Genomic DNA, 15,549 nt, shown 5'->3' with positions numbered 1-15,549 from the left:
CCCTACTGCAAGCCCAGCGAAACAGAGTTTTCGGACAGCGCCTGAAACCGAAACACCGTTCTTTGGTGAATGACTGACAGGCGGTGCTCTGTTCTTTCGCGCAAGGCAGCAGTTGTGAGCACCCCCGCGATGCCCTAATCCTGTGCGCAACCAACCAGTTCCAAGGGGAGAGAACCATGACAGACGGACCCGACTACGGTTTCGACACGCTTCAAATCCACGCAGGCGCACGGCCAGATCCGGCCACAGGGGCGCGTCAGGTGCCGATCTACCAGACAACCGCCTATGTGTTCCGCGATGCCGATCACGCCGCCGCGCTCTTCAACCTTCAGGAAGTCGGCTACATTTATTCCCGCCTAACCAACCCGACTGTGGCAGCGTTGCAGGAACGTATGGCCACGCTCGAAGGCGGCGTGGGCGCAGTTTGCTGTTCGTCAGGTCACGCGGCGCAGATCATGGCGCTGTTCCCACTGATGGGGCCCGGTAAGAACGTTGTGGCTTCGACGCGTCTCTACGGTGGCACGGTCACGCAGTTCAGCCAGACGATCAAGCGCTTTGGCTGGTCTGCCACCTTTGTCGATTTCGACGATCTCGACGCCGTCAAGGCAGCAATCAACGAAGACACCCGCGCGGTGTTCTGCGAATCCATCGCCAACCCAGGTGGCTACATCACGGATCTTGATGCGATCTCGGCCATTTCGGACGCGGCGGGCATTCCGCTGATCGTGGACAACACATCCGCCACACCGTATCTGTGCCGCCCGATTGAACATGGTGCGACGCTGGTTGTACATTCGATGACCAAGTACCTGACCGGCAACGGTACTGTTACGGGCGGTGTAGTGGTCGACAGCGGCAAGTTCGATTGGACCGCGAACGACAAGTTCCCGTCACTGAGCGAACCGGAGCCCGCCTATCATGGTCTCAAGTTTGCCGAGACATTTGGGCCTTTGGCCTTCACGTTCCACGGCATTGCCATCGGTCTGCGCGATCTGGGCATGACGCTAAACCCACAGGCCGCGCATTACACGCTGATGGGGATCGAAACCCTGTCGCTGCGGATGCAGAAGCATGTCGAGAACGCGATGGAAGTGGCCGGCTGGCTGGAAACCCATGACGCGGTCGAGGCGGTGACCTATGCTGGCCTGCCATCCTCGCCCTATAACCACCGGGTCGACAAGATCTGTCCCAAAGGGGCAGGCGGCCTGTTCACGGTCAAGCTCAAGGGGGGGTATGACGCTTGTGTGAAATTCGTCGACTCGCTCGAGATCTTCAGCCACGTGGCAAACCTTGGCGACACACGCAGCCTTGTAATCCACTCTGCTTCGACGACGCACCGTCAGCTGACACCGGAGCAACAGGAAGCAGCGGGTGCAGGCCCAAGCGTCGTAAGGATTTCTATTGGGATCGAAGATCCGAAGGATCTGATTGCCGACCTGAACAAAGCGCTGAATGCGGTCAAGTAAGCGGAAAGGCCCTATTGGGGGCCTATTCGCATGTTTGAAAATGCGGCAAGCCCGGTTAACGGGCTTGCCGCGCCAATCACATGTTGATCGCCTGCATGACCTGCGGTTCGATCACATCGACCTCGGGTAGCGCACGGATCAGACCTTCGGCTGATTGTTCCAGCGCCGGGAAGGTCCGGTAATGACATGGGATCAACGTTTTGAAATCAAAATACCGCTTAGCGGCATAGGCGACCCCGGCCATGTCCATCGTGTAATAGCCGCCGGCTGACAGGATGCCGATATCGGGTTTGTAGTAATCCCCGATCCAATCCATGTCGGCCATGATCGACGTGTCGCCCGAAAAATAAAGCGTCTTTCCATCGCCGCGCAAGATGAACCCAGTCTCCATCCCCATATAGCGCGGTGTGTCTCCGACCTGCATCGTTGACGAATGCGAGGCTGGAACCAGCGTTGCGGCTGTATTGCCCAGTGTGATGGTGCCGCCTTTGTTGAAGGCGTGGCCCTCTTTCGCGCCAAGCCCGTGCAGGTGTTTGGCCAGTTCGACCATGCCCGACACGGGCGCACCAGTTTTGCCGGATATTTCAACAACATCGGCAGTGTGATCGCCATGTCCGTGCGTAACAAGGATATGCGTCGCATCTGCGATGGCCGCGTCTTTGTCCTGATTTTCCATCATCGGGTTGCCGTTGATCCACGGGTCAATCAGCAGCACTTGATCGCCGATTTCGATCCGAAACGAGCCATGTCCAAGCCAAATGATGTTCATCTGTGATCTCCCCTCAATTGCAAGACAAGGCTAGCACAGTAGGCGCGGTGTGAAAGGGTTGATACTGTTTTGATCCATGTCAATCAAAGCGGACATGCAATGTGTCAATGTAAGTTTACATACACGGGGAGAGTCGCCATGCGCATTTTGTTTGTCCATCCGAATTACCGCTCTGGCGGGGCCGAAATCGCTGGTACTTGGCCGCCTGCTTGGGTCGCGTATTTGTCAGGCCATCTGCGGCAGGCAGGATTCGACGATATCCACTTTATCGACGCGATGACAGATGACGTCTCTGACGCCGACTTGGCAAAACGCATGGAAGAGATCAAACCCGATGTGGTTGGCGTGACCGCGATCACCCCGTCGATCTACCGCGCCGAAGACGTGCTTAAGGTGGCTAGCGAAGTGGTGCCCGATGCCGTGCGGATGCTGGGCGGCGTACACGCGACCTTCATGTACAAGCAGGTTTTCTCTGAAGCCCCTTGGGTCGACGTGATCGTGCGGGGCGAAGGTGAGGAAATCTGCACCGAATTGATGCTGGCCATTGAAGACGGGCGCTGGCCTGCCGACAAGCACAAGATCAAGGGCCTCGCGTTCTTGGACGGAGACCAGATCGTCGCAACCCCGGCGGCGAGCACGGTCAAAGACCTGTCCAAGATCAAACCCGACTGGACCGTTCTAGAATGGGACAAATATATCTACATCCCGCTGGGCACACGGGTTGCGATCCCGAACCTTGCGCGCGGTTGCCCGTTCACCTGCTCATTCTGTTCTCAGTGGAAGTTCTGGCGCGATTATCGTGTCCGCGATCCCAAGGACGTGGTCGACGAGATCGAGGATTTGGTCGAAAACCATGGTGTGGGCTTTTTCATCCTTGCCGATGAAGAACCCACCATCAACAAGAAGAAATTTGTCGCCTTCTGTCAGGAACTGATCGACCGGGGTCTTCCGGACAAGGTCAAATGGGGGATCAACACCCGCGTGACCGACATCTACCGCGACCGCGATCTGCTCAAGTTCTATCGCAAGGCGGGTCTGGTCCATGTGTCCTTGGGAACCGAGGCCGCCGCGCAGATGAAGCTCGATGTCTTCAACAAGGAAACCAAGGTCGAGGAAAACAAGGAGGCGATCCGCCTGCTGCGTGAAGCCGACATTCTGGTTGAGGCTCAGTTCATCGTGGGGCTGGACAACGAAACCTCCGAAACGCTCGAAGAGACCTACCAAATGGCGTGGGACTGGCAGCCCGATCTGGCGAACTGGTCGATGTACACGCCGTGGCCCTTTACGCCCTTGTTTCAAGAGTTGAAGGATCAAGTTGAAGTCTTTGATTTCAGTCGATATAACTTCGTCACGCCGATCATGAAGCCTGCCGCGATGGAGCGGGGAGAATTGCTCGATGGTGTGATGAACAACTACCGCCGCTTCTACATGAAAAAGGCGCTGTTCCATTATCCGTGGCGCGGCACCGGGTTCCGCCGGCGGTACCTGCTGGGATGTCTTTATGCCTTCCTCAAGGCAGGTGTCGGCCGCACGTTCTATGATCTGGGCAAGGTCGGCTATACCGGGCCGCAATCCAAGAATAAGCTGGACTTCCACTTTGACGACAGCCGCACGATCGCCGAGGCACAGATGGAGGATTGGGTGTCCTCTGCTGACAAAGCCGCTGCGGCCAAGGAGCGTCGCGAGGCGGTCAAGGCGCAGATGAAAGAGCGGTCAGCCGAACGGACGCAGGACTTCAAGATGCCGAACGGAGCCGAGGTCAAAGCCTGCGGAGGTGGATCCCAGCAAATGGAGGACGTCTGAGGATGCCCGCCCCGCAGTCCAACATGGCGCGCTGATCGGCCCGAACGCCATCCTGCAACTGTTGCCGCAAATCGAACGGATCGGCGGTGAGGCCCGGGTGGCGCAGATGCTGGCCGAGGCGGGGGTATTCGAGGTGCCTGACGGAACTCAGATGATCCCCGAAGGTGACGCCGCGCGCCTGCATCAGGTGTTGCGGCGCGATGAGCCGGACATGGCACCAGAACTGGCTGCCGAGGCAGGCAAAGCGACTGCGGAGTACATTCTTGCGCACCGTATTCCACAGCCGGTGCAATGGTTGCTTAAGGCGCTGCCAGCCCAACTGGCGGCGCGCAGCCTGTCAAAAGCAATCACCAAACACGCCTGGACCTTTGCAGGGTCCGGCGCTTTTGTCGCCAAAGGGCCTTGGCGGTTCGAGATTGCGCATAATCCAATTGTGCAGGGCGAACACAGCGATGTCCCGCTCTGTCATTGGCACGCTGCAGTTTTCGAACATCTGTACCGCACATTGGTCCACAGCCGTGTGACGTGCCGCGAAGTCGCCTGTTGCGCGATGCCGCAACATGACGTCTGCACGTTCGAGCTGACGATTGATCCTGCCTGAACAGCGTGCCCGCTGATCAGGCGTGAGATCGCGCAAGCTGCCCGTTGTCGATAAAAAACCAGTTTTCCCTGTTCCGCTTGGACGATAAAGTCAAAGACTGTCGCGGGTCTTTGGCATCCCAAAACACGTGGCCGCTGCACATTGTCTGCGCCCAAAGGCGCGTGGGCAGTTGTAAATCAAAGCCATTTCGTTTTGCGCCACGGAGGGCGGCACGCGTGAGTTTTCATAAGCCGAAAGACGGCGCTGCATTCCCAGAGCAGCCACATCCTGACCATGCCGCGCGTCTGTCAGATTCCGTACGACTGGCGGCGCTGGATAAAAGCGGTGTAATGGATTCGGCAGCCGAGGACGTGTTTGACCGGACAGTGCGCCTTGCCACGAACATGCTGGGTGTTCCGGTTGGACTGGCGTCGTTTGTCGATGACCGCCGCCAGTATTTCAAAGCGCAATGTGGGTTGTCACAGAATGGCGACCCTTTGTATGAAACGCCCTTGTCTCATTCATTTTGCCAATATGTCGTGGCGCATGACATGACGCTGGCCGTCAGCGACGCGCGCGATCATCCGTTGCTTCAATCGAATGGGGCTGTGTCCGATCTGGGGGTGATTGCCTATCTCGGGGTGCCCATCCACGCGCCGAAAGGCGAACCCATCGGATCGTTCTGCGCCATCAATGACAGGCCGCGCGACTGGACCGATCAGGATGTCGAGGTGCTGACCGATCTTGCGGCGATGTTGGAAACCGAACTGCAACTGCGCCATGAACGCGATGCCATGCAAACCTTAGCCCGCGAATTGAACCATCGGGTCAAAAACCTGTTCTCGATCGTTGGCGGGATGATCTCATTGACGGCCCGGTCTTCTGATACTCCGGCAGAGATGGCGCAGGCACTGCAGGGCAGGTTGTCCGCACTTGATTGGGCGCATGACATGATCAGTCCTGCCTTGGCAGACCCGGATGCAAAGACCCACAGCATTGATCTTGCGGCGCTGATCGACCGACTGCTGCAACCGCATCAGGCAGGGGGACGCGTTCAAGTTGCGATCAATGTGCCGGACCTTGGCTTGTCAGGGCGCGCAGTGACTGATCTGGCGTTGGTGATCCATGAACTTGCCACGAACGCTGCAAAATACGGGGCTTTGTCCATTCCAGACGGGCACGTCAGTATCACGGGCACTCTGACCGACGATGCTCTGCACCTCGACTGGTGCGAAACTGGTGGGCCCGAAATTGCAGGTGCGCCGATTGACCGAGGGTTCGGCAGCCGGTTGATTGATCTGACTGTAACACGTCAAATGCAGGGCAGCTTGGAAACCGAATGGAACAAGGCGGGTGTCTCGCACGCTTTGACCGTGCCGCGTGCAGTGTTTGACGGCAATGACTAAAGCTGCCGCCGTGATCCCGGAAACGCCATTACAACGTTTGACCGACCGGGACAGGTCACGTGGTCTTGATGCACCCGACGGGCCACTTGAACCCACCTACAGGTATCGCTAAACGCTGCCAAAGATCAGCGTTTAGCAAAACCGAGGGGGCCCACCTCATGTCCATTGATATCGAAACCGCCGCCCGCGTGGCCAAGCTTGCGCGCATCCGCGTCGAGGATGATGCACTTCCGGCTTTGGCGCAGGAATTCAGCAATATCCTCGGCTTTATCGAACAGCTGAACGAGGTTGATGTCGATGGCGTGGAACCCATGGTGAGCGTGGAGCCGATGCGCCTCAAGCGGCGTGAGGATGTGGTCACCGATGGTGGCATGCAGGACAAGGTTCTGGCGAATGCGCCGGACGCGCGTGAAGGCTTTTTCGCAGTGCCGAAGGTGGTTGAATAATGTCTGATCTGACCAAACTCAAAATCTCCGACGCGCGTGATGCGCTGCGCAAAGGCGACGTCACCAGCGTGGAATTGACCGAAGCGTGCCTTTCGGCCATCGACGCTGCCGACGCTTTGGGCGCGTTTGTCCATAAAACGCCCGAAGTGGCGATGGCGCAGGCGAAATCCGCCGATGACCGGATCAAGGCAGGCGATGCGCCCGACCTCTGCGGCATCCCGCTGGGCATCAAAGACCTGTTCTGCACCAAAGGTGTGCCATCCCAAGCCGCCAGCGCGATCTTGAATGGCTTTAAGCCGGAATACGAAAGCACCGTCACAAGCCAACTGTTTGGTGCGGGGGCTGTTATGTTGGGCAAGCTCAACATGGACGAATTCGCCATGGGCTCGTCGAACGAGACCTCCACTTACGGCAACGCAATCAACCCATGGCGCCGTGGCAATGATGACACTGCATTGACCCCAGGGGGCTCCTCGGGGGGCTCTGCCTCGGCTGTCGCTGCTGACCTCTGCCTTGGCGCCACCGGCACCGACACTGGCGGCTCGATCCGCCAGCCCGCCGCATTTACCGGCATCACCGGGATCAAGCCAACCTATGGCCGCTGCTCGCGCTGGGGCATCGTCGCGTTTGCATCCTCGCTGGACCAGGCAGGCCCGATGACCAAAGATGTACGCGACGCCGCCATCATGCTTGAGGCGATGTGTGGCCACGATCCGAAAGACAGCACAAGCGCCGATCTGGCGGTGCCGAATTTCGAAGCGATGCTTACCGGCGACATCAAGGGAAAAACCATTGGCATTCCACGCGAATACACGATGGACGGCATGCCCGACGAGATCGAAACGCTCTGGTCCGAAGGCCGCAAGATGCTCGAAGACGCAGGTGCAGTGATCAAAGACATCTCGCTTCCGCACACCAAATACGCGCTGCCGGCCTACTACGTGATTGCCCCTGCCGAGGCGTCGAGCAATCTCGCGCGCTATGACGGCGTACGCTACGGCCACCGTGCGAAACTGGCGCAAGGCGACGGTATCACCGATATGTACGAAAAAACACGCGCCGAAGGCTTTGGTCCCGAAGTGCAGCGCCGCGTCATGGTCGGCACCTATGTGCTGTCGGCGGGCTTCTACGACGCCTATTACAACCGCGCTCGTAAGGTCCGCACATTGATCAAGAAAGATTTCGAAGACGTTTTTGCTCAAGGTGTCGATGCGATCCTGACACCGGCCACACCGTCCGCTGCGTTCGAGCTGGGCAAAGAGGTGTCGGACCCCGTCGAGATGTATCTCAACGACGTCTTCACTGTCACAGTGAACCTGGCCGGTTTGCCGGGCATCTCGGTGCCGACTGGCGTTGACAAACAAGGTCTTCCGCTTGGCCTGCAACTGATTGGTCGCCCTTGGGAAGAGGGTGATTTGCTGAATACCGCCTACGCGCTTGAACAGGCGGCCGGGTTTGTGGCGAAGCCCTCCCAATGGTGGTAAACCGCGCCAAACGAGGCAGGACATGACCCAGACACATTGCGTATTCCGACTGCTTGCCGTGGGCGTTGCTGCAGCGATGCTCACCGCTTGCGCGGGCCCCGTGCCCGATAGCGCGCAAGGCGTCGGTTTTGACCGATACGACAGCTACCAACAACGCCGCGAGGCGGTGCTTGAGGGGAGCGCGGCGCCAACAACCATCGGCGCACCACCGACAGTGACCGGCGCACCGCTGTCCGCCACAGGCCCACTGGACGCCGCCGCGCTTGAGGCGCGCCGTGCCAATTCCGGGGTTGATCCTGTGCAGGCCTCGCCCGGCAATGCCGCGCCCCAGATCGTTGAAAACGCCGCCGGGATCTCGTCCGAGAACGATTTCAACGCGGTCTCTAACACCCGCTCAATCGAAGGTGACGCGGCCCTGATCGCTCAGAACCGCGCGCGTTATCAGATCATCGCCCCCGAAGCGTTGCCAACGCGCCCAGGCAGCAACACGCCCAACATCGTGGCTTACGCGCTGCAAACGACAAATCCAAAAGGCGCGCCGATCTACCGCCGCTCGTCTCTGGCGTCTGAAAACCGCCACCTGCGCAATTGCGCGGCGTTCACTTCGGCGGACCTGGCTCAAGAGGAATTCCTCGCCAATGGTGGCCCGGAACGCGATCGTCAGAACCTGGATCCGGATGGCGATGGATTTGCCTGCAGCTGGGATCCGGCTCCGTTCCGCGCGGTGCGAAACTGACGCCGCTCTGGCATCCGTCGCCCAATTGCGGGCCGCGCCGCGATGGTGCGCGGCCTGACCTGATCGTTCTGCATTACACGGCAATGGACTGCGCTGAAAAAGCGCGCGACTGGCTTTGCCATACCGACGCGCAGGTTTCAGCGCATTACGTGCTGGGGCCGGATGGCACCGTCTGGCAACTCGTCGATGAGGCAGACCGCGCCTGGCATGCCGGGGCAGGGTCGTGGGGCCCGATCACGGATGTGAACTCCCGGTCCATCGGGATAGAGATCGCCAACACCGGCAGCACACCCTTTGCGGCAAAACAAATGGATGCGCTCGACGCGCTTATGTCGGGGATCATGGATCGCCATGCGATCCCGCCTGAACGGGTGATCGGCCATTCCGATATGGCGCCGGGTCGCAAGATCGACCCCGGCGCGCGGTTTGACTGGCAACGTCTTGCACGACAAGGCCTTGCCATCTGGCCCGATGCCATGGGCGATGGCGATTTTGAAGCCAATGCCAAGACTTTTGGATACACCGCCGACGTTCCCCTTGAAACACTGCTGCACAGCGTCCGCCTGCGGTTCCGACCGTCCGCCTCAGGTCCGCTTGATGATACAGACCGTGCGATCATGGCCAATCTGGCACAACGCTGGCCCGTCGCCGCATCCTGATCTTCTCTGGTTTGCAAATACCCTCGGGGTTTTTGGGGGCAGAGCCCCCAAGTATTTCCGTTTACGGAAATACGCGATGCGTCAACGCATCGTCCGGCCGCTCAATTCAGTTCATAGGGTAAAATGCCACGCCGATGCGTCTGGATCGTCAGCTTCCGCTCTAGCGGTGGAACCGACCGTTGATGGCAATGCGACCGCTCACAAATCCGGCAGGAAATGCCAATCGGTTCAAACGCCCCATCGCGGTTCAAATCCAGCCCATCGGCATAGATTAAAGCGCCTGCGTGTTTCACTTCGCAGCCAAGGGCAATTGCATAGCGCCGCACTGGCGCACCAAAATGCCCGCCGGTTTTCGACACATCCCGCGCAAGTGAAATATAGCGCACCCCGTCCGGGGTCTCGGCCAGCTGCCGTAGGAACCGGCCCGGCGTTTCGAAGGCGCGGTGCACGTTCCAGAGCGGACAGGCCCCGCCAAAGCGCGCGAATTGCAGGCGTGTGGCTGAGTGCCGCTTGGTGATTGTGCCGGCCTGATCGACCCGGACAAAGAAAAACGGAATCCCCTTGGCGCCGGGCCGTTGCAGCGTGGACAGGCGATGTGCCACTTGTTCGATTGACGCGCCAAAGCGGCGGGCCATCAGTTCCAGATCGTGGCGTGTATCATGGGCGGCTTGTAGGAATTGACCGTACGGCATGACCGCAGCGCCCGCGAAATAATTCGCCAGCCCCAACCGCGCGATGTCACGGGCTGCGTCTGACTGAAACCGTCCTAGATCAAGCGTCGCATCCAACAGCTTGCCATGCCGGGCCAGCGCCAGTTGCAGCATCATTTGAAAAGTCTGCGTCTCGGGGGCGGCCAGCGACGACAAAGTCAGTTCCTGCCGCAGCTCATCAAAGCGGCGCAGTTCCGGCATATTGGTAAAGCGGACGTGCAGTCCTTCGGCCTCGAGCCCGCGAATGGCAGCGCGTACGCGGTCCGAGCCAGTCAGCTTGGTCGCCACGCGCTCTGCGGCCTTGTCCACCGCGTCGATATAGTTGTCGCAATAGTGGAAGAAATCGCGCACCTCCTCCCACGGGCTAGGCTGCAATTGCGCGCCTTCACGGCCCAACGCTTCGTCCAACGACGCCAAGCGTTCATGGTTTTGGCGATAGGCGCGGTGTAGCTCCAGAAACGCCCGCGCCAGCCCCGGCGCGTTCGATGCAGTCAGGCGCAGGTCGGCAATCGGTGGCGAGATATCGGCAAACACGGGGTCAGCCAGAGCCTCGCGCATGTCAGAGATCATGCGTTCTGCATCGCCTTGGCCAAGTTCGGTGACATCGACGCCAAATTCCTGTGCCAGCGCCAAAACGACCGTCGTCGACAGTGGGCGCTTGTTGTTTTCCATTTGGTTGAGGTAGGGCAGGGACACCCCCACCTTGGCGGCGAAGTCGCGTTGGGTGATGCCCAGCCGGGTGCGAATCTCGCGCAGTTTGGCACCGGCATAGAGTTTCTGGGTGGCCATTGCGTCCTCGGGTGTTTGCAGCTTTGCAGCCTGTCAGGTCCGAGTTTGCAAATTCACCCCGCGCTGTCCAGCCCTGCCAGTTGCGCTGCGCGCCAGATCACCAGTTGAATCGCAAGTATCGCGCAAACCGCAGTCACCAGCATAATCCAAAGCAGCGGCCATGGGCCGGACCCAGAGACCAGCAATGCACCGGCCAATGCCGAAAGCCCTGCACCGCCACCCAGCATGATTGATCCGCCAAGCCCGGATGCGGTGCCAGCCAGATGAGGCCGCACCGACAACATGCCTGCGGTGGCATTGGGGATGGTCATGCCGTTGCCAAGGCCGACGAAGGTCATGAACCCAAAAAAGCTCCATTCTGTTCCATAGCCCAGCCAGAAGACCAGCATGGACAGCAGAATACCGGTGCAGTTGATGAACGTGCCCACCAAAACCATTCGGTTCACACCGATCCGGGCGGAATAACGTCCCGAGATGAAGTTGCCCAAAAAGTATCCGATGGCTGGCGCGCCGAAGAAAAAGCCCAGCATGGCGGGCGACATGCCAAAGACTTCGGTGCCGACGTAAGGCGCGCCGCCGAGGTAAGCAAAGAATGCGCCCGATGACATAGCGGCTGCAACGGCGTAGCCCCAGAAGCGCGGGCTTGCCAAGAGTTCCGGGTATTGGGCGAATTGCTGCCCAAGGGTCAGGCCGCTGACAGCGGCCGTTTCGCCAAGGTCCGACCATGTGAGCCAGAACAAGCCCAGCCCCAAGATCAGCAAGAGCCAGAAGTTGGCCTGCCAGCCGAAATACTGGTCAAGTACGCCGCCAAAAGCGGGGCCGATCATCGGCACGACCGCCATGCCCATTGTGACGTAGCCGATCATAGAGGCCGCTTGGTCTTGGGGCACGCAATCGCGTACCACCGCACGGCTGAGGACCATGGCGGTCACGATCACTGCTTGGGCCATACGGAAGCCAAGGAATGTGTAGATATCTGGGGCATAGATGCAACCAACTGTGGCCACGCAAAACCCACCGATTCCCCACAAGATCACAGGGCGGCGGCCCATTTTGTCCGAGATCGGACCGATCACCAGCTGCAGCACCGCGTTCACGGCCAGGTAGACAGCCACCGACAGCTGCATCAGCCAGTATTCGGTTTGAAAATACGCCGTCATGTTGGGCAGGGACGGCAGGAAGATGTTCATCACCAGCGCCGACAGTCCTGCGAGCAGGATCAGTGTGACAATATGCGGCGGTGTGGATCGGTCGAGAAATCGGACCTTAGAGGCGTAACTCATTACCTATCGCTACGCCCGGTGTGCGGGAATGTCCATATGAACAGGCGTAACGATACAATTTGCAGTTTTGCAAATTGCAACTCTTCACGTTTCCACAGTTTGCAAATTTGCTCTTTAACGCTTGAGATGGTGCCATGTCGCAGTATGTTCCCCGCAAAGCGACAAAGGGACGGTCCATGAAAGATATTCTGCAAGAGTTGGAAACCCGCCGCGCGGATGCCCGCATGGGTGGTGGGCAAAAACGTATCGACGCGCAGCACGCCCGTGGCAAGCTGACGGCGCGTGAGCGGGTTGAACTGCTGCTCGATGAAGGCAGCTTTGAAGAATACGACATGTTCGTCACGCATCGCTGCACCGATTTCGGGATGGAAAAGAACCGTCCTGCGGGCGACGGTGTTGTCACCGGCTGGGGCACGATCAATGGCCGCATGGTCTATGTGTTCTCTCAGGACTTCACCGTTCTGGGTGGGTCGGTGTCTGCCACACATGCGATGAAGATCTGCAAGATCATGGATATGGCGATGCAGAACGGCGCTCCGGTGGTCGGGATCAACGATTCCGGGGGTGCGCGCATTCAGGAAGGTGTCGACAGCCTTGCTGGTTACGGCGAAGTGTTCCAGCGTAACATCATGGCGTCGGGCGTCGTGCCACAAATCAGCGTGATCATGGGGCCTTGCGCGGGTGGGGCGGTTTACAGCCCGGCAATGACTGACTTCATCTTCATGGTGAAGGATTCGTCTTACATGTTTGTCACCGGCCCTGACGTTGTGAAGACAGTCACCAACGAACAGGTCACAGCCGAAGAACTGGGCGGTGCATCCACCCACACCAAGAAATCTTCGGTCGCGGATGGCGCGTTTGAGAACGATGTGGAGGCATTGGCCGAAGTGCGGCGGCTGGTGGATTTCCTGCCGCTCAACAATCGTCAGCCCAGCCCGACACGGCCGTTCTTTGACGATGTGGACCGCGTTGAGGAATCGCTTGATACGTTGGTGCCGGAAAACGCCAACACGCCCTATGATATGAAAGAGCTTATCCACAAGATCGCAGATGAGGGCGATTTCTACGAGATTCAGGAAGACTTCGCCAAGAACATCATCACCGGGTTTATTCGCCTCGAGGGGCAGACTGTCGGTGTGGTGGCGAACCAGCCCATGATCCTGGCCGGTGTTCTGGATATCGACTCGGCCCGCAAGGCGGCGCGTTTTGTTCGCTTTTGTGATTGCTTTGGTATTCCGATCCTGTCGTTGGTGGACGTGCCGGGGTTCCTGCCCGGAACGTCGCAGGAATATAACGGCGTGATCAAGCATGGCGCAAAGTTGCTGTTTGCTTATGGTGAAGCGACTGTGCCGAAGGTGACGGTCATCACCCGGAAAAGCTATGGTGGGGCCTATGTGGTTATGGCGTCCAAGCATCTACGTGCAGATGTGAACTATGCATGGCCCACATCCGAGATTGCGGTGATGGGTGCCAAAGGGGCGACAGAGATCATTCACCGTGCCGATCTGAACGATCCGGACAAGATCGCGGCCCATGCAGCAGAATACGAAGACCGCTTTGCCAACCCGTTTGTGGCGGCAGAGCGTGGCTTTATCGATGAGGTGATCCAACCGCGCAGCACGCGCAAACGGGTCGCGCGGGCGTTCGCTGCGCTTCGGTCGAAGAAGCAAGACATGCCGTGGAAGAAGCACGACAATATTCCGCTTTAATAGGCGCGGTGCGTAAAATCACGCACCCAACGGATGGGACCTGATGGCTCGCAATGGCTGGCATATTCTGCGTGATGAGGACGGGCTGACTTTGGCCCGGCACCTTCCTGCGCGCTTTGATGTGTCGGTGCAGGCCGAGGTGCCTTTGTGTGATCCGGGCCGTCTGGCGCGGCAGGTGCGGCAGGATATGTGGCGCAGCTTGCAACGGGTTCGGGGGTTTTCCCCAGTTGTGCGTGTGGATCGTATGGACAATGGCATGCGCGTGACGGCGGGCGGGCGATTGCCCACGTCGAGCCAATCTGCGTCGGTACGGCAGCGTCTGGAAGACGTGTTGCACAATCCGAAGGCGCGGGCACGTTGGGTGAACTGGGCCTCTGTGAGCAAGCAGGTATTATGCGTTTTTGCGCTTTTCCTAGCGCCGCCTGTTTTTGCGAATGAACCGCTGGATGTCCCCTCTGGCCAACCTGTGACGTTTCACGAGATGCTGTGGGATAGGCCCGGCAACGGGCTTGTGTATCGGTTCCGGTTTGTTGCGCCCGAGATTGGTAGTGAAGGTCGGGAATATGAGGATGTCGAGGTCGATATGCACCATCTGTGCGAGACCTATGCGATCCCGCGTCTGTCACCCGATGTCGGGCCTCAACCGAACCAGATCGTGATTTCCTTTAGTCAGGAAGAGACCGAATTCGGGGTCGCCACAGCAGACGTTACGCAGTTTTTTGAGGCATATCGCATCGAAAACGAGACCTGCATCTTGGAGTTTTTCTGATGCTTCCACCACATGTTGCGACGCGCCGGTCCGGCCTTGATCGGTTTGAGTCTTTTGAGTCACAGGGTCGCGTTGTTGGCGGCTGTGGATATCTTTTTGCCGTGTTTTCAGGGTATTCTGGGACGGACTGCACCCAAGCAGTCACTACCTCGAACCGAGGACAGGCAGGACCATCCGGTCGTGTTGGGTCCTTTTTTGAACCTGACAGGAGAACTAGATGTCAAAGAGCATCAAGCTTCTTGCCGCAGTCGGTCTTTTTGCAGCGCTTTCGGCGTGTGCACAAAAACAGGCTGAAGAAGAGTTTGTGGTTATCGACCCAGAGCCGATCAGCCACGAGCCCGTGTACACAGGCAAGTACAAGTAAACTCAAAACGGGGCGGGCCGAGGCGCTCGCCCCCTTTTGGACGATGCGCAGCGGGGGTGCCCCGTGCTGAAGCATCGCGGCTTTCCGGGGCGGCTTCCCGGTACTGATTTCCAATTTGTCATTCGCAGGCCCAACCCCAAAGGGGTGACGCCGCTGATCAAGCGCGAACGCTATCGCGACCGGCGTCCGCCCGATAAGCGGGCTGATGCCGCGTTTATGGCAGCCCTCTGGGCGCATTTTGGGGATGAGCCTTTCGAGCGGGGCAACCTTGATGCTGGGCGTTTGAGCTGGCTTTTTGGTCGCGAGGTGCTGCCGCATGACGATCCCTTTGATCCGGCCAGCTATGAGGCGCAGTTGATCATCAACGAAGCGGTTGCGCGTGTGTCGTTCCCAGAGGCGTTTGAGGACGAGGATTGGGCATGATGCCGCTTACCACACGTCAGTATGCGCGGGAAAAAGCCGATACCATAGGTTGTATTGGATCTTTTATTGACGCGTCACGCGGTTCTGCCAATGTTGGATTGTTCCTAGTGACATGGCGTAGGCAGATTTCGCCATTTGTTCACCGTTACCCTT

Annotated in this window: 15 protein-coding genes; 12 read left to right on the top strand and 3 right to left on the bottom strand. The window is 58.8% G+C overall.

Annotated features, from left to right (window positions below):
- The first annotated feature begins 176 nt into the window (after positions 1 to 176).
- Positions 177 to 1,466, top strand: coding sequence for an O-acetylhomoserine aminocarboxypropyltransferase/cysteine synthase family protein (locus tag ACTG4M_RS03635; RefSeq protein ID WP_439122272.1), 1,290 nt, complete (start codon positions 177 to 179; stop codon positions 1,464 to 1,466).
- Positions 1,467 to 1,542: 76 nt separating this feature from the next.
- On the opposite strand, the gene ACTG4M_RS03630 is transcribed toward ACTG4M_RS03635, so the two are convergent.
- Positions 1,543 to 2,235, bottom strand: a complete 693-nt coding sequence (locus ACTG4M_RS03630; RefSeq protein WP_439122271.1) for a metal-dependent hydrolase — start codon at positions 2,233 to 2,235, stop codon at positions 1,543 to 1,545.
- Between the two features lie 138 nt (positions 2,236 to 2,373).
- Here ACTG4M_RS03630 and bchE point away from each other — a divergent pair, with 138 nt between their 5' ends.
- The 7 genes from bchE (at position 2,374) to ACTG4M_RS03595 (ending at position 9,349) form a co-directional block, all read left to right on the top strand.
- Positions 2,374 to 4,038: a magnesium-protoporphyrin IX monomethyl ester anaerobic oxidative cyclase gene (gene bchE, locus ACTG4M_RS03625; RefSeq protein ID WP_439122270.1), complete on the top strand. Its 1,665-nt coding sequence runs from the start codon at positions 2,374 to 2,376 to the stop codon at positions 4,036 to 4,038.
- Positions 4,010 to 4,639 carry a bacteriochlorophyll 4-vinyl reductase gene (gene bchJ, locus ACTG4M_RS03620; protein WP_439122269.1) on the top strand — a complete coding sequence of 210 codons (630 nt, stop codon included), beginning with the start codon at positions 4,010 to 4,012 and terminating at the stop codon, positions 4,637 to 4,639. The genes bchE and bchJ overlap by 29 nt, the downstream gene beginning before the upstream one ends.
- A gap of 215 nt (positions 4,640 to 4,854) precedes the next feature.
- Complete coding sequence (locus ACTG4M_RS03615) at positions 4,855 to 6,024, top strand: GAF domain-containing protein (RefSeq protein WP_439122268.1); 1,170 nt, start codon at positions 4,855 to 4,857, stop codon at positions 6,022 to 6,024.
- A 158-nt stretch (positions 6,025 to 6,182) separates the two neighbouring features.
- Positions 6,183 to 6,470, top strand: coding sequence for an Asp-tRNA(Asn)/Glu-tRNA(Gln) amidotransferase subunit GatC (gene gatC / locus ACTG4M_RS03610; protein WP_439122267.1), 288 nt, complete (start codon positions 6,183 to 6,185; stop codon positions 6,468 to 6,470).
- The gene (gene gatA / locus ACTG4M_RS03605) at positions 6,470 to 7,954 is read left to right on the top strand and encodes an Asp-tRNA(Asn)/Glu-tRNA(Gln) amidotransferase subunit GatA (protein ID WP_439122266.1); all 1,485 of its coding nucleotides are present in this window, start codon (positions 6,470 to 6,472) and stop codon (positions 7,952 to 7,954) included. Before gatC ends, gatA begins: the two co-directional genes overlap by 1 nt.
- 22 nt (positions 7,955 to 7,976) lie before the next feature.
- Positions 7,977 to 8,690, top strand: coding sequence for a hypothetical protein (locus tag ACTG4M_RS03600; protein WP_439122265.1), 714 nt, complete (start codon positions 7,977 to 7,979; stop codon positions 8,688 to 8,690).
- Positions 8,654 to 9,349, top strand: a complete 696-nt coding sequence (locus ACTG4M_RS03595) for an N-acetylmuramoyl-L-alanine amidase (protein ID WP_439122335.1) — start codon at positions 8,654 to 8,656, stop codon at positions 9,347 to 9,349. The genes ACTG4M_RS03600 and ACTG4M_RS03595 overlap by 37 nt, the downstream gene beginning before the upstream one ends.
- Before the next feature lie 101 nt (positions 9,350 to 9,450).
- On the opposite strand, the gene ACTG4M_RS03590 is transcribed toward ACTG4M_RS03595, so the two are convergent.
- Positions 9,451 to 10,848 carry a helix-turn-helix domain-containing protein gene (locus tag ACTG4M_RS03590; protein ID WP_439122264.1) on the bottom strand — a complete coding sequence of 466 codons (1,398 nt, stop codon included), beginning with the start codon at positions 10,846 to 10,848 and terminating at the stop codon, positions 9,451 to 9,453.
- A gap of 53 nt (positions 10,849 to 10,901) precedes the next feature.
- The gene (locus tag ACTG4M_RS03585) at positions 10,902 to 12,131 is read right to left on the bottom strand and encodes a multidrug effflux MFS transporter (RefSeq protein ID WP_439122263.1); all 1,230 of its coding nucleotides are present in this window, start codon (positions 12,129 to 12,131) and stop codon (positions 10,902 to 10,904) included.
- A 176-nt stretch (positions 12,132 to 12,307) separates the two neighbouring features.
- Here ACTG4M_RS03585 and ACTG4M_RS03580 point away from each other — a divergent pair, with 176 nt between their 5' ends.
- From ACTG4M_RS03580 to ACTG4M_RS03565, 4 genes are all read left to right on the top strand, one after another.
- Positions 12,308 to 13,840, top strand: a complete 1,533-nt coding sequence (locus tag ACTG4M_RS03580) for an acyl-CoA carboxylase subunit beta (RefSeq protein ID WP_439122262.1) — start codon at positions 12,308 to 12,310, stop codon at positions 13,838 to 13,840.
- A gap of 43 nt (positions 13,841 to 13,883) precedes the next feature.
- Complete coding sequence (locus ACTG4M_RS03575; protein ID WP_439122261.1) at positions 13,884 to 14,609, top strand: DUF6497 family protein; 726 nt, start codon at positions 13,884 to 13,886, stop codon at positions 14,607 to 14,609.
- Between the two features lie 217 nt (positions 14,610 to 14,826).
- Positions 14,827 to 14,973, top strand: coding sequence for a hypothetical protein (locus tag ACTG4M_RS03570; RefSeq protein WP_439122260.1), 147 nt, complete (start codon positions 14,827 to 14,829; stop codon positions 14,971 to 14,973).
- 63 nt (positions 14,974 to 15,036) lie between these two features.
- The gene (locus tag ACTG4M_RS03565) at positions 15,037 to 15,396 is read left to right on the top strand and encodes a hypothetical protein (RefSeq protein WP_439122259.1); all 360 of its coding nucleotides are present in this window, start codon (positions 15,037 to 15,039) and stop codon (positions 15,394 to 15,396) included.
- Positions 15,397 to 15,549 lie beyond the last annotated feature (153 nt).

This window comes from Marivita sp., assembly GCF_965656765.1.
Classification (GTDB): domain Bacteria; phylum Pseudomonadota; class Alphaproteobacteria; order Rhodobacterales; family Rhodobacteraceae; genus Marivita.
The sequence above is the reverse complement of the archived record's forward strand: the minus strand, read 5'-3'. Positions and strand labels throughout refer to the sequence as shown.